This window comes from Niallia sp. Kr1 (assembly GCF_050389805.1).
In the GTDB taxonomy this organism is placed as follows: domain Bacteria; phylum Bacillota; class Bacilli; order Bacillales; family Cytobacillaceae; genus Bacillus_BD.
In genome coordinates, this window is sequence record NZ_CP130945.1 from 1,207,186 (window position 1) to 1,227,304 (window position 20,119).

Annotated in this window: 18 protein-coding genes and 1 other annotated feature (1 of these 19 cut by a window edge); of the genes, 15 read left to right on the forward strand and 3 right to left on the reverse strand. The window is 35.4% G+C overall.

Going from position 1 to position 20,119, the window contains the following annotated elements; translation table 11 throughout:
- Nucleotides 1–4: a binding site (T-box leader), on the forward strand; it begins 373 nt to the left of the window's first position.
- A 65-nt stretch (nt 5–69) separates the two neighbouring features.
- Both tyrS and Q5760_RS06035 read left to right on the forward strand, forming a co-directional pair.
- Nucleotides 70–1,329 (forward strand): tyrosine--tRNA ligase, encoded by a 1,260-nt coding sequence (tyrS, locus tag Q5760_RS06030; RefSeq protein ID WP_428911302.1) that lies wholly within the window; start codon nt 70–72, stop codon nt 1,327–1,329.
- Nucleotides 1,330–1,462: 133 nt separating this feature from the next.
- Entirely contained in the window at nt 1,463–2,404 is a 942-nt protein-coding gene (locus Q5760_RS06035) for an aldo/keto reductase (RefSeq protein WP_428911303.1), read from the forward strand.
- A gap of 133 nt (nt 2,405–2,537) precedes the next feature.
- Here the strand turns inward: Q5760_RS06035 and rpsD are convergent, their stop codons facing one another.
- Nucleotides 2,538–3,140, reverse strand: a complete 603-nt coding sequence (rpsD, locus tag Q5760_RS06040) for a 30S ribosomal protein S4 (RefSeq protein ID WP_428911304.1) — start codon at nt 3,138–3,140, stop codon at nt 2,538–2,540.
- 463 nt (nt 3,141–3,603) lie between these two features.
- On the opposite strand from rpsD, the gene Q5760_RS06045 reads away from it, so the two are divergent.
- Nucleotides 3,604–5,436 (forward strand): sensor domain-containing diguanylate cyclase, encoded by a 1,833-nt coding sequence (locus tag Q5760_RS06045; RefSeq protein ID WP_428912505.1) that lies wholly within the window; start codon nt 3,604–3,606, stop codon nt 5,434–5,436.
- A 184-nt stretch (nt 5,437–5,620) separates the two neighbouring features.
- Nucleotides 5,621–6,247 (forward strand): forespore capture DNA-binding protein RefZ, encoded by a 627-nt coding sequence (gene refZ / locus Q5760_RS06050; protein ID WP_428911305.1) that lies wholly within the window; start codon nt 5,621–5,623, stop codon nt 6,245–6,247.
- On the opposite strand, the gene hisJ is transcribed toward refZ, so the two are convergent.
- Nucleotides 6,244–7,050: a histidinol-phosphatase HisJ gene (hisJ, locus tag Q5760_RS06055; RefSeq protein ID WP_428911306.1), complete on the reverse strand. Its 807-nt coding sequence runs from the start codon at nt 7,048–7,050 to the stop codon at nt 6,244–6,246. The genes refZ and hisJ overlap by 4 nt on opposite strands.
- Nucleotides 7,051–7,553: 503 nt before the next feature.
- Between hisJ and ezrA the strand changes: the two genes are divergently transcribed.
- The 5 genes from ezrA (at nt 7,554) to mbcS (ending at nt 13,847) form a co-directional block, all read left to right on the forward strand.
- Entirely contained in the window at nt 7,554–9,251 is a 1,698-nt protein-coding gene (gene ezrA, locus Q5760_RS06060; RefSeq protein WP_428911307.1) for a septation ring formation regulator EzrA, read from the forward strand.
- A 133-nt stretch (nt 9,252–9,384) separates the two neighbouring features.
- Nucleotides 9,385–10,527, forward strand: coding sequence for a cysteine desulfurase family protein (locus Q5760_RS06065; protein ID WP_428911308.1), 1,143 nt, complete (start codon nt 9,385–9,387; stop codon nt 10,525–10,527).
- A 1-nt stretch (nt 10,528) separates the two neighbouring features.
- Nucleotides 10,529–11,734 (forward strand): tRNA uracil 4-sulfurtransferase ThiI, encoded by a 1,206-nt coding sequence (thiI, locus tag Q5760_RS06070; RefSeq protein WP_428911309.1) that lies wholly within the window; start codon nt 10,529–10,531, stop codon nt 11,732–11,734.
- Between the two features lie 140 nt (nt 11,735–11,874).
- Nucleotides 11,875–12,081, forward strand: a complete 207-nt coding sequence (locus tag Q5760_RS06075) for a small, acid-soluble spore protein, alpha/beta type (RefSeq protein WP_428911310.1) — start codon at nt 11,875–11,877, stop codon at nt 12,079–12,081.
- A 179-nt stretch (nt 12,082–12,260) separates the two neighbouring features.
- Entirely contained in the window at nt 12,261–13,847 is a 1,587-nt protein-coding gene (mbcS, locus tag Q5760_RS06080) for an acyl-CoA synthetase MbcS (protein ID WP_428911311.1), read from the forward strand.
- 135 nt (nt 13,848–13,982) lie between these two features.
- Here mbcS and Q5760_RS06085 read toward each other — a convergent pair whose 3' ends face one another.
- Entirely contained in the window at nt 13,983–14,783 is an 801-nt protein-coding gene (locus tag Q5760_RS06085) for an NAD kinase (RefSeq protein WP_428911312.1), read from the reverse strand.
- A 138-nt stretch (nt 14,784–14,921) separates the two neighbouring features.
- On the opposite strand from Q5760_RS06085, the gene sppA reads away from it, so the two are divergent.
- The 6 genes from sppA to Q5760_RS06115 all read left to right on the forward strand — a co-directional run bounded on the left by sppA (nt 14,922) and on the right by Q5760_RS06115 (nt 19,992).
- Entirely contained in the window at nt 14,922–15,932 is a 1,011-nt protein-coding gene (sppA, locus tag Q5760_RS06090; RefSeq protein ID WP_428911313.1) for a signal peptide peptidase SppA, read from the forward strand.
- Between the two features lie 10 nt (nt 15,933–15,942).
- Nucleotides 15,943–16,482 carry an RDD family protein gene (locus Q5760_RS06095; RefSeq protein WP_428911314.1) on the forward strand — a complete coding sequence of 180 codons (540 nt, stop codon included), beginning with the start codon at nt 15,943–15,945 and terminating at the stop codon, nt 16,480–16,482.
- An 87-nt stretch (nt 16,483–16,569) separates the two neighbouring features.
- Nucleotides 16,570–17,265: a DUF2953 domain-containing protein gene (locus Q5760_RS06100; RefSeq protein WP_428911315.1), complete on the forward strand. Its 696-nt coding sequence runs from the start codon at nt 16,570–16,572 to the stop codon at nt 17,263–17,265.
- 18 nt (nt 17,266–17,283) lie between these two features.
- Nucleotides 17,284–17,757 (forward strand): GerW family sporulation protein, encoded by a 474-nt coding sequence (gene ytfJ / locus Q5760_RS06105; RefSeq protein WP_428911316.1) that lies wholly within the window; start codon nt 17,284–17,286, stop codon nt 17,755–17,757.
- Nucleotides 17,758–18,121: 364 nt separating this feature from the next.
- Nucleotides 18,122–18,622, forward strand: coding sequence for a thiol peroxidase (tpx, locus tag Q5760_RS06110; RefSeq protein WP_428911317.1), 501 nt, complete (start codon nt 18,122–18,124; stop codon nt 18,620–18,622).
- Between the two features lie 386 nt (nt 18,623–19,008).
- A complete protein-coding gene (locus Q5760_RS06115) occupies nt 19,009–19,992 on the forward strand; it encodes a class I SAM-dependent methyltransferase (RefSeq protein ID WP_428911318.1) in 984 nt (327 codons plus the stop codon).
- Nucleotides 19,993–20,119 lie beyond the last annotated feature (127 nt).

Genomic DNA, 20,119 nt, shown 5'->3' on the forward strand with positions numbered 1-20,119 from the left:
TGCATATTTGCAGGGACGTTTTATTATTTTTAAGGATTAACACGAATCATTTAGGAGGAAAATAATCGTATGACATTATTGGAAGATTTACAATGGAGAGGCATTATTTACCAGCAAACAGATGAAGAAGGAATTAAAGAAACGTTAGAAAAGGAAAAGATTTCCCTATATTGTGGGGTAGACCCAACGGCTGATAGTATGCATATTGGTCATTTATTGCCTTTCTTAACGTTAAGACGCTTTCAACAGCATGGACATCGCCCAATTGTTCTTGTCGGTGGAGCAACAGGAATGATTGGGGATCCAAGTGGTAAAAGTGAAGAAAGAAAACTACAAACCACTGAAACCATTCAACACAATGCGCAGTGTCTGCAAAATCAAATGAGAAAAATTTTCGAATTTGATGGTGAGCAAGGGGCAAAAATGGTAAATAACTACGATTGGGCGGGCTCAATGGATATTGTTACTTTCCTTCGCGATTATGGAAAGCATGTTGGTGTAAACTATATGCTTGCGAAGGATACGATTGCCAATCGTTTAGAAACGGGTATCTCATTTACTGAATTTACGTATACGATTTTACAAGCGATGGACTTCTTACATCTTTATGAAAAATATGATTGTAAAATGCAAATCGGTGGAAGTGATCAGTGGGGAAACATTACAACCGGGTTAGAATTAATACGGAAAATGGCACCAGAGGGTTCAAAGGCATTCGGATTAACCATTCCACTTGTAACGAAAGCAGATGGGACGAAATTTGGGAAAACGGAAAGTGGCGCTGTTTGGTTAGATCCTGAGAAAACATCTCCATATGAGTTTTACCAATTCTGGATTAATACGGCTGATGCAGATGTCATTAAATATTTGAAATTCTTTACATTCCTTTCAAAAGAAGAAATTGAAGCATTAGAGGAATCAGTAAAAACTGAACCACATTTAAGAAAAGCGCAAAAAGCGTTAGCTGAAGAAATGACTCGTTTGATTCATGGACAAGAATCACTTGATCAAGCCATCAAAATTACGGAGGCACTTTTCAAAGGGAATATTCAAGATTTAAGTGCTGCAGAAATTAAACAAGGCTTTAAAGATGTTCCTTCCTACGAGCATACAACTGGTGAAAAGATTGGAATTGTGGATCTCCTCATTGCTGCGGGAATTGTTTCATCTAAACGACAAGCTCGTGAGGATGTAACGAATGGTGCGATTTCGATTAATGGTGAGCGTATAACTGAAACGGATTATGTAATCGCTGAAAAGGACCGGATTGAAGGTCAATTTACTGTGATTCGTCGTGGGAAAAAGAAATACTTCCTAATTAAATATTAACATTTTTTAACAACCTAGAAATATCAACGATATTTCTAGGTTGTTTCATTTATCAAAAAATTGTAGATTTTCATTTTAGTTGTGCTTGGTTATGTATGATAGGATGAATATATGTATGAAAGGAGGAACAGACATGAGATATTCAACTTTAAAAAATTCCGATCTTAATGTTTCAGTGATTGGACTTGGTACAAATGCAGTAGATGGGCATAATTTATTTGAAAATTTAAATGAAGAAGATGGAAGAGAACTTATACGAGCAGCGTTAAACAATGGGGTAAACTTCATTGATACAGCAGATGTTTATGGATTTGGACGCTCTGAAGAGTTGGTAGGTGAGGTATTAAAGGAATATAAACGAGATGATTTTGTGATTGCAACGAAGGGAGGAAGACAAAGGTTCTCGGATGGTACGGTAAAAGCAAATACTCGTCCTGAATATCTACGAGAAGCGCTTGAAAAGAGTTTACAAAGGTTACAATTAGACGAAATTGACTTGTATTATATACACTTTCCAGATAGTGTAACTCCTTTTTCCGAATCGGTTGGTGAATTGGCTCGATTAAAAAAAGAAGGGAAAATTCGTGCGATCGGGATTTCGAATGTTTCATTCGAACAATTAAAAGAAGCGAACGCTCATGGTGATATTTCCGTCTTACAATCTGCTTATCATATGTTAGACCGTTCGGCTGAAGCAGAATTATTGCCATATTGTGTTGAAAATAATATTTCTTTTATCCCATATGGTCCTTTAGCGTTTGGATTTTTAGGCGGCGGTTTCACTAAAGAGTTTAAATTGGATCCACAAGATTGGCGAAATTCTGTCCCTTTATTCCAAGGTGAGCGATTCCAACAAACCCTTGAAACGGTGGAAAAATTAAAGGACATTGCAACTAAAAAGGTAACAACTCTTCCTAACTTAGCTCTAGCTTGGTTACTTGCACAAGAAGGTGTCGATGTAGTCATCCCAGGAGGCAAAAAGAAAGAGCGTATTCTTGAGAACGTTCATGCAAGTGAAATTAAATTCACAAAGGAAGAACTTGATACGATTAACCGTATTTTAGCTGGGAAGTAATAGATAGTTATAAATTATTATATGTACATAAAATCAAGTTGAAATAGCAATGGGAAATAAAACGAAAACCCTAGAAAAGTTGATAAAATCAACCATTCTAGGGTTTTTGTTAATGCTATTTACAAAGCATCTATTAACGAGAGTAGAACTCAACGATGAATGCTTCGTTAATTTCAGCTGGAAGTTCAGAGCGTTCTGGTAAACGAGTGAAAGTTCCTTCTAACTTGTCTGCATCAAAAGTTAAGTAATCAGGAACAAAGTTGTTCACTTCGATTGCTTCTTTAATGATGTCAAGGTTACGTGATTTTTCACGAACACCAATTGTTTGACCAGGAGATAAACGGTATGAAGGAATATCAACACGTTTTCCATCTACTAAGATGTGACCGTGGTTAACAAGCTGGCGTGCTTGACGACGAGTACGCGCTAAGCCTAAACGATAAACAATATTATCTAAACGTGAATCTAAAAGAATCATAAAGTTTTCGCCATGGATACCGCTCATTTTACCCGCTTTAACGAATAAGTTACGGAATTGTTTTTCATTTAGACCATACATATGGCGAAGCTTTTGCTTTTCTTGTAATTGCAAACCATATTCAGATAATTTTTTACGTTGGTTTGGACCATGTTGTCCAGGAGCGTAAGGACGCTTTTCTAATTCTTTACCAGTGCCGCTTAAAGAAATCCCTAAACGACGAGACAGTTTCCAACTTGGACCTGTATAACGAGCCATGAATGACTCCTCCTCTTTGTTTTTATTTTTGGTAAAATAAAAACAGATGTGACGTTTCTCTTGGACATTTTGTTACATGTACATTCGCCCTGCAGCGGAGGGTTACTCATACACCGTCATCAACGAAATGCGTAAGAGGAACAAAATGCACCCAAAAGGCTTCACATTTGCTGCGATATTTTACACAAAGGCAATTATATAATTTAAAAGATATGACTGTCAAGTATATGATTGAATTTAAAGGAAAAGATGTGTAAAATGTGTAAGTATAAATATAAAAATAATCTTAAATTAATGACAGAAAATTTGAAACATATCGTGTTTGGTTAGTCTATATTAGTATGAATTTTTATATAAAATAGGTAAAAATTCACACAAATACATAATATGAGTAGTATAATGGAAGTGATAAAGTCCTGAATTAAAAAAAGTGATCGAAAATTAGGTGAGGATTACTGTGGAAATGGTTGAAGAACGTTTTATTTTACATATAAAAGCTAGATTCTATGATATCGCTACAACTGATATTAGTCTGCCTTGCTATGATTCTATTCTAATGAAAATGGTGGCGGCGATCCATGACATCCTGAATGTAAATCAAGTGATGCTTTGTGCCTTTCAAAATAATGATAAAAAGGTATTCATCGAGGCCTCCGCAAGCTCAGACTTGATGCTTAATCCGAGTGAAATAGACGTTTCTACATCAAACTCCTCAATACACTCGTTTGAGAAGACTAGTTTTTTTGGATGGAGTATTCCTGTCATCCAACAGGATTATTCTCAAAGATTGCTGCTTCTAGTTGACAAGGATTCTAGAATTACAACATTATCGATTCCATTTCTGCAAACATTAAGGGAAATTTGTGGTGATTTTTTAGAAAAAGTTACCTTTCAAATCAATTTAGTTTCTGAACAAAAAAGATATAAACAACTACTTCGTGTTACAGAAAAAGTTCATTCGACTATGAACATGGAGTCTGTATTAAATGAAATTATTGAATCTTTGCGTGAAATTTACCCTAGTTTTACCTATTATCTCCTTTTATCACAAGATCATGAGGGATATGAAGGTCTTCCAATTAAGGAATTTGACTACGGTAGTAAAAATAATTCACTTATGGAAGCCTATGTGACGGGAAACATACAATTTGAAGATTCACTTGCTGAAAAAACGTCGATTTTGTATGCACCATTGAAGGGAAAACAAGGGGTGTATGGGGTGTTGCAAATGATTGCTCCAGATTCTCTTATTTTTCCAAAAAATGAAGTGGAATTTATCTCGTTGTTGGCAAAAACAGCAGGAGAGGCAATGGAAAATGCCCAGTTGTATGAACAATCACGGAGATTAATTGCAGACTTACAACTAATTAATGAGACAAGCCAACAACTTAATTCTAATTTGCGATTAACTGAAACGATGCAATATATGTCAGAGCAAATCATCCTATCACTTGGAGCAGAGGAGGTTGGGTTTATACAAATTACCTCTAAAATGAAAGACATGAAAGTCCAGATTGGGAGCACAGATTTCTTTTTTACTTTTGATGCCGCCCCTTATATAGAATATTCTAAAAATCGAATTATTCATGAACATGAATCACTCTTTATTGGTGAATTAATATTACCGTTACAGAATACACAACCAAAAGCGTTTAAATCCATGATGGTGGTTCCTATGTTACAAGCTGGTGACCTAAATGGATTTGTTATTGTTTTGCATCAAGAACCCTATGCCTTTTCGTTTGAAACATTCAAATTATTGAAATCTTTAGTCCAGCATTCTACATTGGCCTTTACCAATACACTTTTACGAGAAGAACTTGAAAAGATGGTCATTACCGATCATTTAACCAAACTGTATTCACGAAGCTATCTCGATGAAAAAATAAAGGAATCTATGAGTGTAGATGCTGAAGGAACCTTTATTATGATTGATATTGATAACTTTAAAAGAATTAATGATACGTATGGACATCAGATTGGGGATGAAGTGATCATCCAAGTGGCTGAGATTATTCAATCCAATATTCGCTCAACCGATGTTGGCGCAAGATGGGGCGGGGAAGAACTGGCCATCTATTTACCAAGGGTTTCATTAGAAACAGGCATTCACATTGCTGAAAGACTTGTTAAGAAGGTAAGGGAATCTTCTAATCCTAAGATTACCGTATCGTGCGGGGTATCTCACTGGAAAAAAGAAGACAATGATACGTATACTACTCTATTTAAGCGTGCCGACCAAGCTTTATATGAGGCAAAAGAAACTGGAAAGGATAAAGTGGTGACCCAACCATAATAAAAAGGACTCCTAACGTTGGGAGTCCTTTTTGTTATTCTCGAAATTTATAGAAAACATGAGTTTTTTGTCGAGTTTTTCATGAAGGATACCACGGAAATAAGTCGAATGTTTATGATAGTGCAACAATACAACGAAATTTGGTGGAATCATAAGGTTGTGATCTGAAAGGGTGGTGGGAAAAGTGAAGAAAAATTCTAAAGATGCCATTGTGAACGCTGCGATTTCATTATTTAATACAAATGGGTTTCATGGCACATCGATTCGTGAAATTGCAGGTAAAGCGGAAGTCAATGTAGCAAATATTTCTTATTATTTTCAAAGCAAGGAAGGGCTACTAGAATATTGTTTTATGGCTTATTATGAAAATTATTTAATAGAACTAGAGAATGGGATGGCTGAACTAGAGTCTGGCGCTTACAAATGTTTGAAAAAAGTGATTGAAAATCTGATGAATTACCATTATCAGAACAGCCATTTATCCCGTTTTATTTTACGTGAACTTTCAGTAGATAGCCAAATTGTCCGTGAAATGATGTCAACCTATTCGGTTAAAGAACGATATTTTTTCACGCAGATCCTCGAAAAAGGGATGCTTAGAAAAGAATTCAACAAAGTCAATATCAATTATTTTATCTTACAATTAAAAAGTCTATTGTCGATGCCATTCCTTAACAGCCAATATATATCAGAGGTTCTTCATATTTTTCCGCATGAGAAGTATTTTGCTGAAAAATATTTAAAAGAAATTTATCGTTGGTTAGATAGTGTTTTAACCATCGACACTCTTCCTAAGTCAAATATAGGTTAAACATTCAAATAAGCTTTCATTTGTACGTAACCTTGCCCAAGTTCTTTTGCTTGATGAGCATCAGATCCGTATACAAGTGGGATTTGCAGTGCGAGTGCCTCTTTGATTACCCAATTTGGAGGATAAGGCTCTCGACAAAGTGGTTTTGCTGTACCCGCCCCATTATAGTCTAAAGCATAGTTCTGAGCTTTGATCATTTTTAAAATTGTCATGATGCTGTCTTGTTCATTATTGGAATGGGGGAACCGTTTTTGAAATTTATGAACAAGTGTAATATGTCCAATTCGTTTTGGTTTATAGACCCCTAAGTCTGCTTCGATGGATAGTTGCACCGTTTCATAGTATTTTTGATAGATTTTATCGATAGAGCCATATTCATGAATCATTTGTTCAAAAAATTGGGGGCTATAATCAAGGCAATCGTATTTGTTGCCGTTTTTAAGAAAATGTACAGACAAAATAGCATCGTCAAGCTTTGGACCTATTTTGGTTAAAGCTTTTTTTATTTCATTTTCATAGCCTTCAATAAAATCGATTTCAAGTCCACAATTAATTTTTATCTGGTCTTTATATTTTTCTTTATGGCGTTGAATTTCTTCAAAGTATAGGTCAAGTTGATCATGTGTAATCGCACTATCTTTTGTCGGTGTTGTATCAATAAACCCTTCTGGAAGCGGGGCGTGTTCTGTAAAAGAGATTTCCTCAAAATTGAGCGCAATCGCTTTTTCGATATACTCTTCAAAAGAATCCTTTGTACCATGTGGACAAAAATATGTATGAATATGACCGTCTTTTTTTACCATTTTTGTATCCCCTTAGAAATATTTTTTAACAATTTCTACTATTTGTGTTTTAATAGTATTATGCTGTTTTCTAGTGAATTAAAATTGATTCTGACGAAATTAAGAAATATCATGATAGGAATAAGAAAAAAATTTGATTTTAATAGTCAAAAAATGTCGTTTACATGTTATCATAAAAACATTGAAAAGAATATGTACGGGGCCTCGAATTTATTATTTACTACCTCGGCAATATTAGATTTCTTCTTACATCCACACTTATCACGATATTTACAGATTATTTGTGATTAAATTATAAATTGGCTATGCTAAAGGTTTATGTTGATTTAAAATTATTGAAGATGTCAGTGGAAGACACACAGGCTTCTGCGAGGGAAGCATAACAAACTAACCGAAAGCAACAACTAAGTTTAAGAGAGTCTATGAAAATAAAACGTAACGAGAAAGTCATTCTCTAATTTGATATATATTTACTGGTTCGGAGAAGAACAGGGGGCATAACATTGGAATACGTAATTGGTGGAATTGCAGTTTTAATTTGTATATTCCTTGCGGGGTTTTTTATGAAAAAGAAATATTATAAGGAAACAGATCGTCTAGAAGCTTGGAAGATGGATATTACGAACCGCCCCGTACTCGACGAGATGCAAAAAGTAAAACGACTTAATATGAATGGTGAAACGGAAGAACGCTTTGAACGCTGGAGAGGTGTTTGGGATGATATTGTATCTTCTCAACTTCCAGATATTGAGGAACAATTATTTTATATAGAGGAGCATATAGATAAATACCGTTTCAAAAAAGCGAAATTAGTTCAAGCGGAAGTGAGTGCAACCCTTTCAAAGATAGAGGAAACCATTACGACCCTTTTAAATGAATTGGGTGAACTGGTAGGCAGTGAAGAGAAGAACCGGGTTGAAATTGATGAGCTAAAGGAAATCTATCGAGAATGCAAAAAGAAGCTTCTAGCCCATCGCTATTTATATGGCAAAATGGAAAAGCCTCTTGAAGGAAAACTAGAGGATATCTCAAAACAATTCAATCTTTTTGATGAAAATACAGAAAACGGAAATTATTTAGCTGCTAGGGAAATTGTTCTCAATATCCACGAAGTATTAACTAAAACGAAAAAGGCAATGGAAGTAATTCCAAATCTATTAAACGAGTGTCAATCGATTATTCCGACACTATTGAACGAACTAAAAGAAGGATATAGTGAAATGATTTCACAGGGGTATGTATTAGATCATATCTTGATCGATCAAGAAACAGGGAGGATTTCACAGGAACTTCAACAATATTTAAATGATTTTGAGAAAATATCTGTTGATGATATCGAAGAAAAGGTAGAAGAATGGAAAAATACGATCGATGAATTTTACGATTTGCTGGAGAAGGAAGTTTTAGCAAAACAAGAAATTAAAAAGCATGATCGTGAAATATTGAATAAGCTTCAGTCAGCCAAGGAAGTTAATCGAGAATTAAATAACGAATTTATTCAAATTCAGTCAAGTTATCACCTCCAAGAATCCTATATGGATATGATTGAAAATCTTGCAAAACGTTTAGAACAGTTATTTACTCGGTTTGATCTGATTGAAAACAAAATGAGTGAAAATCAAGCTGCGTATTCTCATTTGCAGATTGAACTAGTAAGTGTAGAAGAAACATTACATTCCATCATAACAGAACAAGCAGAATTTGCTGAGAAAATGCAGACATTACGGAAGGATGAACTTGAGGCTCGAGAAAAAGTTGCGATGTTAAAGAAACAAATAGCTGAAACCATTCGACTTATTGCGAACAGCAATATTCCTGGTATTCCTCAAGCATTTCAATATATGATGGAAGAGGCACAAGATAGTATTAAGGGAGTAATTGGAAAATTAAATGAGACACCGCTTGATATTCCGATTGTTCAAGAGCATTTAGAGATTGCTGTATTATCAGTTGAAAATATGACGAAAAAAACGACAGATCTTTTTGAAACAGTCACACTTGCGGAAAAAGTAATCCAGTATGGAAATCGTTATAGAAGTAGATATCCATCCGTTAATCAGGCATTAAAGGAAGCAGAAATGCTATTTAGGTCGTATCAATATAAAGAGGCATTGGAGAAAGCAGGAGCTGCTTTAGAAAAGATTGACCCCCATGTCTTAAAGAAAATTGAAAACCAAATCGAGGATCTTGTTCAAGTATAATATCAGACAAAAGGTTTGCTAATTAGCAAACCTTTTGTATTGGAAAAAATGCTTGCGCTTCTTATTTTTCAATTAGCTTTGGATGTGATAACATTTAAAAATATGAATGTACGAACATAAAGGAGGGGATTAGGTGATCTATCTTGATAACAGTGCAACAACGAAACCATTTCCAGAAGTATTAAATTCATTTATGAAAGTCTCATCCGATTACTTCGGCAATCCTTCTTCCCTTCATAATTTTGGTGGTAAGGCCGAGCAGTTATTAAGGCAAGCAAGACAACAAGTAGCTAATATACTATCGGTAAAACCAAATGAGCTTATTTTCACTTCAGGGGGTACGGAAGGAAATAATCTAGCGATAAAAGGTGCAGCCTATGCGAACAGCAAAAAGGGGCGTCATCTTATTACAACAAATATTGAACATGCCTCCGTACGAGAAGTATTTCACAGTTTAAAAGAAGATGGATTTACGATAACAATTATTGAAGCGGATCATGATGGAAAAGTGAATCCAGAGGATATCAAAAATGCGATGCGTAACGATACGATACTTGTATCTGTCATGCATGTTAATAATGAAGTGGGTACAATACAACCAATAGAAGAAATTGGCAATATGATAAAAAAATATCAGAATGCCCTATTCCATGTTGATTATGTTCAAGGGGTAGGGAAGGTCCCTCTTGATTTTGAACAATGTCATATTGATTTATGTACGATGTCAGGTCATAAGTTTCATGGATTAAAAGGTACAGGGTTGCTATTTGCGAAAGAAGGAATTAAAATAAATCCGTTATTCAATGGTGGAAACCAGGAAGCTACATTCAGAAGCGGAACAGAGAATGTTGCCGGTGCTGTTAGTCTAGCTAAAGCATTGCGCATGACAATGGAAAAATTCCAATATGAAAAGAATCATTTACAAAGCCTTTCCGATGAACTGAGAAAAGGATTGGCTTCGATTCAAGGTGTTTTGATCAATACACCTGAAATAGACTCAGCCCCCCATATTATGAATTTTTCAATTCCACCAATAAAGTCAGAGGTATTTGTTCATGCCCTTGAGGAAAAAGAAATCTATGTTTCCACAACATCTGCCTGTTCTTCTAAACAAAAAACAAATAGCAGTACGCTAATGGCGATGGGGGTAACGAAGGAACGAGCAAATAGTGCGATAAGGGTAAGTTTATCTTATTGGAATACAATGGAAGAAATAAAAATGGCTCTTGATGCGATCGAGGAAACCATCGACGCACTTAGAAAGGTAATGAAGTAATATGAACTATGATCGAATATTGATTCGCTATGGCGAAATGTCTACTAAAGGAAGAAACCGCAGTAAGTTTGTTGAGAAATTAAGCAATAGTATCAGAGGTGCATTACATGATTTTCCAAAGGTTATTATTAAAGGAAATCGTGATAGAACTTATGTTATTTTAAATGGTGAGGATGGAAAACAAATCTGTGAACGGTTAACAGGTGTGTTTGGAATTCAATCCTTTAGTCCTGTCATTAAAACAGGAAAAGATTTAAATGAAATGAAAGACGCTGTTCTCGATCTTTTTAAAGAAGTTCATCATGAAGGTCAGACCTTTAAAATCACGACTAAACGCGCAGATAAAACCTATTTTATGGATACAGGGGAGTTAAACCATCAATTTGGCAGCCATATCTTACAAAATGTGCCAAATTTAAAGGTTGATGTAAAAAAACCTGATCTTAATATGCAAATTGAAATAAGAAAAGAAGCGGCGTATATTTCATGTCAAACCATCCAAGGTGCTGGTGGATTACCTGCAGGTTCAAGTGGAAAAGCGATGCTGATGCTATCTGGGGGCATTGACAGTCCTGTTGCTGGGTTCCTATCATTAAAAAGGGGATTGGACATTGAAGGTGTTCATTTCTTTAGCCCGCCCTATACAAGTGAAAGAGCAAAACAAAAGGTGTTGGATTTAGCAGAGAAATTATCTAATTTCAATGGTCGTTTTGTGGTGCATATTGTGCCGTTTACAGAAATACAGCAGATCATTCAAAAGCAAATTCCAGAAAACTATACGATGACGACGACTAGAAGGCTTATGTTACGAATTACAGACGCGATTCGAGCAAAACAGGAAGCATTAGCGATTGTAACAGGGGAAAGTCTTGGGCAAGTAGCAAGTCAAACCATAGAAAGTATGTTTGCAATCAACGAGGTAACGAATACTCCGATTTTAAGACCGCTTGTCATGATGGATAAATCTGACATTGTTAGTTTGGCTCAAGAGATTGGTACACATGACATCTCAATCCGTCCATTTGAGGATTGCTGTACAATTTTCGTTCCACCATCACCTAAAACAAAACCAAAACGGGAAAAAGTCACCCATTATGAAAGTTATTTTGATTTTGAACCATACATTCAAAAAGCAGTTGATGGGATCGAAACGATTATCGTAAAGCCAAACAGTAACAAGCTTGATGTATTTGATGAGCTTTTTTAATATGGTTGATTAAAGGAATACCCCAAAATATTTTGGGGTATTCCTTTTTTTTGACAGTTTGGGTATGAATTACCAGCTTTGTTGTTGTATGAAGTCACGTCATTCTACACATTATATACTCACAAGGAGGTGAAGAACACATGGCTAACAACAACAGCTCAAACCAATTATTAGTTCCGGGAGTTGAGCAAGCTCTTGAGCAAATGAAATATGAAATCGCTTCTGAGTTTGGAGTAAACCTTGGTGCTGAAACAACTTCTCGTGCTAACGGATCTGTTGGTGGAGAAATCACCAAGCGTCTTGTACAAACTGCTCAACAACAACTATCTGGATATTCACAACAATAAAAAATAAATAAAGATGGCTACAAGGGGCGGGGGGTAAACCCGCTCCTTTTTTCTTTTTAATTTAGGCAAGAGTTCTTGCACGTATCTTGGTACTTGGTCATATAAACAAGTGAAAATACTATGTAAAAACTCTACATAAATGTGTTATGATGAGTAACAGAAAGCTTGGAGGCGAAAATATGAATAGAGAAGATTTAATCGCACCATTACAATATAATCTTGTGATGGAAGTGGAAAAATATGCAAAAGATGATACAAAAATCGCTGTAAAGTGGGAAGATCAATCTGGCGAAACGAGAGAGATTACGTACCAATCCTTAATACTTGCTGCTAATAAAATAGGAAATATCTTCTTAAAAAGAGGTTTAAAAAAAGGAGATGTCGTACTCGTTATTATGCCACGATTAATTGAAGCATATGAAGTCTACTTAGCCGCACTTAAAATAGGTCTAGTTGTCATACCAAGTTCAGAAATGCTTCGTACAAAAGATTTACAGTATAGAATTACTCATGGTGATGTAAAAGCGGTAATTAGCTATTATCCATATACAGGTGAATTTGAAAATATTGAAGAAATAAACCATATTCAAAAGTTTGTTGTTGGTCATGATGTGGAAGGGTGGAATCGATTAGAGGAAGAAATGCTTGATGCTTCTGATGAACTTTCCATAGCCCATACAAACCGTGATGACATGGCATTTCTATCCTATACTTCTGGTACTACAGCTAATCCAAAAGCAGTTGTTCATACCCATGGTTGGGCTTATGCGCATCTTCGCACAGCGGGACCTCATTGGCTAAGTATTCAGGAAAGTGATACCGTTTGGGCAACGGCAGGTCCTGGGTGGATGAAATGGATTTGGAGCCCATTCCTAGCTGTATTAGGATCAGGTGCAACGGGAATTTCTTATCATGGGAAATTCGAACCTGAAAAATATCTACAATTGTTAAATAAATATAAAGTAAATGTTCTTTGCTGTACACCAACTGAATACCGATTGATAGCTAAATTGAATAATTTGGATGATTATGATCTATCCCATATTCATAGTGCTGTATCTGCCGGGGAGCCATTAAATCGTGAAGTAATCGATATATTTTATCGCCATTTTCAACTGAAGGTTCGTGATGGATATGGACAAACAGAGAATACTTTGTTAGTAGGAATCATGAAGGATATGGAATTAAAACCAGGTTCTATGGGTAAGCCTACACCTGGTAACACCGTAGAGATCATTAATGAAGAGGGCGAAATTTGTGGAGTTGGAGAAGTAGGAGATATAGCAGTCCATAAAGAAACCCCAGCATTGTTTAAGGAATATTATAAAGATCCTGAAAGAACAGCAAAACAATATCGTGGCGATTATTATGTAACAGGAGATCGTGCGAAAAAGGATGAGGAAGGCTATTTTTGGTTTGAAGGTCGTAGCGACGATATTATCATTAGTTCGGGATATACGATTGGACCATTTGAAGTAGAGGATGCACTTGTTAAACATCCTATGGTAAAAGAATGTGCTGTGGTAGCAAGCCCGGATCCGATTCGTGGTAATGTAGTAAAGGCATTTGTTATCTTAAATAATGATGTGAACGAAAATGAAAGTGATTTAATTAAAACGCTTCAGAACCACGTGAAATCTATGACTGCGCCTTATAAATACCCGCGTAAAATTGAATTTGTACAAGAATTACCTAAGACATCATCTGGTAAAATTCGCCGGGTTGAACTTAGAAACCAAGAATTGGGTTTAAAAGTAGGAAATTAATAAAGTGAAACCTGCACGACTGATGAATATTTATTCTTTTGGATTTCACTGCCGGTTAATACGGGATAAAAAATAAAGTTAGCCAATTGATAGGCTAACTTTATTTTTTATGACTATTTCTGGCACCATCGAGAATTATAAGAATGTGCGTTTAACTTTATGCCAGAAGGTATTATCCTTTAATTTAATAGTTTTTATTTTTTTGCCGGTTAGTTTAATTTGAATTTTTTCTACTTGGCGAACACTCAAGGCTTCATTATCAATGGCCATGATGGGATGCTCATTTCCTTCTTTAGCTACTTTTAAAGTTAATGTTTTATCTTCACTTACAATAAAAGGAGATCCTAGCGTTCGATATTGATTATTATTTAAAGAACCGAGCTCTGTGATTTGCATACAGGTAAGTTTGGGGTCAACAACTGCACCATGTACAGATTTGTTATATGCTGTACTACCTGTTGGAGTGGAAATAATTAAACCATCACCTCTAAAGGTTTCAAGATGAAGGTTATTAATGTACACATCAAGAATAAAGGTTTTGACGATAGCAGATTGAATACTAAATTCATTAATACATTCATAGGATGGACCATCATTGATTGTCACTTCAATCACAGGATATCTACGAACCTTCATTTGGTTCTCAACAATGGCTTCAATCATTTTTTCAACGTTATCTAGATAAAAGTCACAATAAAAGCTCAGTTGATTTGTATTTGAAATTCCAGCATATAGACAATCATCGCGAAAACGAGTTCTGCGAACACACTGTAGAAAATCTCCATCTCCGCCAATACTTGCAATAATATTAGCGTCTTGCGCATCATTTACGACATTAAATCCATTTTCTGTTATTCGATTGATAAGGTTGTCTAAATTCTTATGTATACTTGTGCTTTCTTTATAGAAAAAATAAATGTTTTTTCGATCAGTCATTTCCAACCCTCCCTAATTGTATACTAGCAGAATATTAATAGAATTCAAACTTTCTTGTGTTACTATTAAATAATTTTGAAACATTTTGCAGGATTCATGCGTATGTAAGAAAGAAATAAAAAAAGAGGAGGGAAAATTGTGAATAAAAAACGTTGGGCAGCATTGGGAATAGCTGCTGTATTGTTCTTTTTTTCTGCGATAACGAGTATTTTTTCCACATTTGTTAGCAGTAATTTTCAAAGTACAATGGATGAGTTGATGAACTCCTCCAATACCCTATTAACTGAGGAAGTAATTGAGGACGGAAATCTATTGAAGAAAATAGCTGTACTTGATGTAAATGGGACGATTCAAGACACTGGTGAAGCAACATCATTTTTTTCAACAGTGGGCTATAATCATCAAGGCTTCTTAAAGAACCTTAATTACGCAAAGAACGATCCATCAGTGAAAGGAATTATTATTCGAGTGAACACACCTGGTGGTGGAGTAGTAGAAAGTGCACAAATTCATGATAAAATTGTTGAAATCCAAAAAGAAGCGAAAAAACCTGTTTACATTTCCATGGGATCGATGGCTGCTTCAGGCGGATATTACATATCGGCACCTGCAGATAAAATATTTGCAAGTCCTGAAACGTTGACAGGATCCCTAGGTGTGATTATGCAAGGGATCAATTTTGCGGGATTAGCTGAAAAATATGGAGTTAAATTCGAAACGATCAAAAGCGGAGAATACAAGGATATCATGAGTTCAACAAGAGAAATGACGGAAGAGGAAAGAGCGATCCTACAAAATATGATTGATAATTCGTACGTTGGTTTTGTGAAAGTGATCTCAGAAGGTCGGGAAATCCCAGAAGATCAAGTTAGAAGGATCGCGGATGGACGGATTTATGACGGTCGCCAAGCAAAAGAATTAAATTTAATTGATGAATTTGGTTATTTTGAAGATGTTGTCGATGCGATGAAAAAAGATCATAAGTTAAGTGATGCACAAGTTATTAAATATACGGAGAACTTTGGGTTCGGTTCCCTGTTTACAATGAAGGCACGACAATTTATTGGACAGGAAGATATTGAGTTAGCTGGAATTATGAATTTGTTAACACAAAGTCATTCACCACGTTTAATGTATTTGTATGAATAGGGGTGGAGAAATGAGTACGGATCAAGTAGATATTGAAAAAGAAAATGAAACCTCGAACATACAGGAAGAAGTTCATTCTATCGAGGAATCGACGGTTAGCGTCAATCAGGACAATGTAGACCATGTAAAGGATTATAAATATGCAGGCTTTTGGATGCGATTTTGGGCATATTTACTAGATATCATTGTAATAGGAAGCATCAATCGAATACTTGTCTATCCGATATTCCGGTTGTTTGATCTCCCGATGGATGAAAATAGCATTTTCACTCCTGTTTCCATTATGACAGCCATCATCTTTTATGCCTATTTTGTTTTAATGACGAAATACTTTGGACAAACATTAGGGAAAATGGCTTTCGGACTCAAGGTTATTTCTCTAAAGGAATCGAAACTTAATTGGTCCACAATTGTGTTTAGGGAATGGATCGGACGTTTTATTTCGGGTACTGTTTTAATTTTGTATATTATCATTGGTTTTTTACCGAAAAAACAGGGGATTCATGACTTGTTTGCAGATACTACGGTGATACACGAACGTCCTTCATAAGAATATAAGCCCGTCATCAATAAAGATGACGGGTTTATTTATGTCATTTTTTGCCAATAATAAAAAGTCGAAAGGTGTGAACAAAAATTGAAATGGATTCTGATCGGACTTATCGTTCTTTTAATATTAATGTTGGTTATTTTACTTTCAAAACTTAAAATAACAATAATCTTTACACATACTCACGATAATGATTCATTTAAAATAAAGTTTAGAGCTTGGTTTGGACTTTTTCGGTATACCGTTGATATCCCACTAATAAAAATTGACAATAATTCTCCATCCCTCGTAACGGAGGAAGAAACGAAAGCAGGAAAGGACCAAGAAGTAAAAAGTGAAAAACGGAGTCAATTTTTTGTAGAAGATTTCCTAGAAGGCTTTAAAGACACAGAAAAATTATTAAAACATATTGTTTCATTACATACTATCATTAGAAAGTTTTTAAAAAAAGTTTCGATCCAACAATTCGAATGGCATACGGTGTTGGGTACAGGAGAAGCAGCATTAACAGGGATGTTAACAGGTGCAGTGTGGGCTGTAAAAGGTAGTATTTTAGGCATAATTAGTAATTACTGTTTGCTTAAAGTTAATCCAACTCTTTCCGTACACCCCCATTTTCAATTGCCTATTTCTCAAACCTCTTTCCGATGTATGCTTCAATTTAGAATCGGGCATGCTATGTTTGCAGGTATCAAATTAATTAAATTTTGGAAAGGTGGAAAACCGCAGTTTCAATCTAAACTGTTTTCGAGCCTGACCCAAAAAAAGACCAACCTAGTATAGAAGTGGAGGAAATGAAGAATGTCTGATCATCCAATTCAAGGTTTAATGACAACAGCAATGGAAAACTTAAAAGAAATGATTGATGTAAACACCATTATCGGTGATCCCGTTGAAACACCTGATGGCAGTGTGATTTTGACTGTTTCAAAAGTGGGCTTCGGATTTGCAGCAGGTGGTAGTGAATTCACATTAGACGGCCAATCATCTGGTGCTGATAAAAAGTCTCCATTTGGTGGAGGAAGTGGTGGTGGTGTGTCAATTACACCTGTTGCCTTTTTGATTGTAAGTTCAAGTGGAGTAAAAATGGTTCATCTTGATGAAAATACACATCTTTATGAAAAAATTCTTGATCTTGCTCCACAAGCAGTAGATAAAATTCAGCAAATGTTTGAAAACAAAAATAAAAATGAATCGAATGATTCTAATTCACAGTCAAATGGTCAAGCTAATTCAGATGAATATAACGGACCGAAGAAAGAATTAGATATTTAACTTCCTTCAGCAGAAGTCTCCTACTTCAATAAGTGGCGAGATGAATACAAGCTTTTATTAATTCAGTGGGGGTTCAACCCCCGACTGAAAGAAGTTAAAGCCTTCGGCGGATGTCTCGGATTTTTTAAAGGAAGTTTCTCGAGCAAGCTCGAGAAACTTCCGGACGCAAATTCGACGGGCCGAATTTGATAAACGATGAGAAATTAACTAGATGGGTGTCAGTAACCATTACGAGTTTAATGGTTACTGACACCTTTTTTATGATGATTATTCCAATAAAACAACCAAGTCAAATTGATTGCAAATATGGAATTTTAAGGATATAGTTTACAATGTACATATATTGTTTAAGGAGGAAATGAAGATGGCGTCAATTACATTTGGTGGAAATCCTGTAACATTAGTAGGAAATGAAGTAAAAGTAGGAGACAAGGCTCCTAATTTTACGGTATTAGCAAATGACTTATCACCTGTAACATTAGATGATACAAAAGGAAGCGTGCGCTTAATCAGTGTTGTTCCATCTCTTGATACTGGAGTATGTGATGCTCAAACACGTCGTTTTAATGAAGAAGCTTCAAAACTTGATAATGTTAATATTTTAACAATCAGTGTAGACCTTCCATTTGCTCAAGGTCGTTGGTGCGGTGCTGCTGGAGTTGATAAAGTTCAAACTTTGTCCGATCATCGTGACCTTTCTTTTGGTGAAGCGTATGGCGTTGCAATCCAAGAAAATCGTTTATTAGCTCGTGCTGTATTTGTTGTAGATTCAAATGATACGGTTACATATGCTGAATACGTAAGTGAAGCAACAAACCATCCGAATTACGAAGCGGCAATTGAAGCAGCTAAACAAGCGAAATAATTAGAAAAGCGCAAGCGCCTTGCTCACCCCTGATAAAGAAAACTCTCCGACTGGCAAGCCGATAGGCGAAGTCAGAGGAGTAGTTGCACTTATGCCGGTACGGCCAAGCACAAGACGAGCCGGCATGAAGATTGTACTTTAATCTTCTTGACGGATTGGCTTGTGACCAGAGGGGGTAGGCGCTGGAGCTGGACATTAATCCTAGTTTCAATAAGTTATAATTACTTAAACCTAAAAATAGAAAGCGGATATCCCGCTTTCTATTTATGTTCATGATTCAATGCTATATCCCCATTAAACTCCTTTATGACGATCCACATTTAACTTTTCAACAATACTTACATAAGGTAAAATTGGTAACGAAACAAAATGCAGGAGGAATAAAAGTGAAAATTACTCCGATTGAGGAATTATTTACAGTTGTCAACGAAACAGCAACATTAATACAAGAAGAAATGAATTGTACTTATTTAGAAGCCCTAGCAGAAACTGGGGAAAACCTCTTTCAACAATCCGTTATACAAGGTGAATTAAGCGAATTAACCAAGAAAAGGTTAAAAAAATCGTATGAAAGTATACATTTAGGTAAATTTTCAAAAGAAGAGATTCGTAAATCATTTCAACTTGCGATTTTAAAAGGAATGAAGGAAAGTGTTCAACCGAATCATCAAATGACGCCTGATACGATTGGGATGTTAATTGGATACTTATTAAAGAAATTCATCAAGGATAACAATTATCGATTATTAGACCCAGCTGTAGGAACGGGTAATTTATTGACAGCTGCGATTAATCAGGAACCTGAAAAAACGGTTGAGGGGATCGGTGTTGAGATTGATGACCTTTTAATTAAATTGGCTTATATCAGTGCCAACTTACAGGAACACCCGATCCAATTTTTCAATCAAGATAGTTTAGAACCGCTTTTTATTGAACCAGTTGATGCAGTTATTAGTGATTTACCTGTTGGTTACTATCCTAATGATGTAAGAGCTGCAGATTATGATTTAAAAGTAGATGAAGGTCATACATACGCACATCATCTGTTTATTGAGCAAAGTATCCGTCATGTAAAACCAAGTGGTTATTTATTTTTTGTCATTCCAAATAGCCTCTTTGAAAGTGAACAATCAAAAAAATTACATGAATATCTAAACAAGAACGTTTATATCCAAGGGGTTATTCAACTCCCATTATCCATGTTTAAAAATAAAGATGCAGGTAAAAGTATCTTAATTCTACAAAAAAAATCTGATGATATCAAACCTCCTAAACAAGTTTTATTGGTAAACATGCCTTCACTCTCCAATACAGGTGGAGTAGAGAATATTGTGACTAAAATTGATCATTGGATTAAAGAAAATAAGTAAATTGAATACAATGTATTCGGTATGTCAGATTTATTCTGAAATTCTGAATACATTTTCTTTTGTCGAAAAATGTATAATTTTGGGCAAATACCTTGAATAAAAAATCTGACAGTGGTTAAATGAGAAA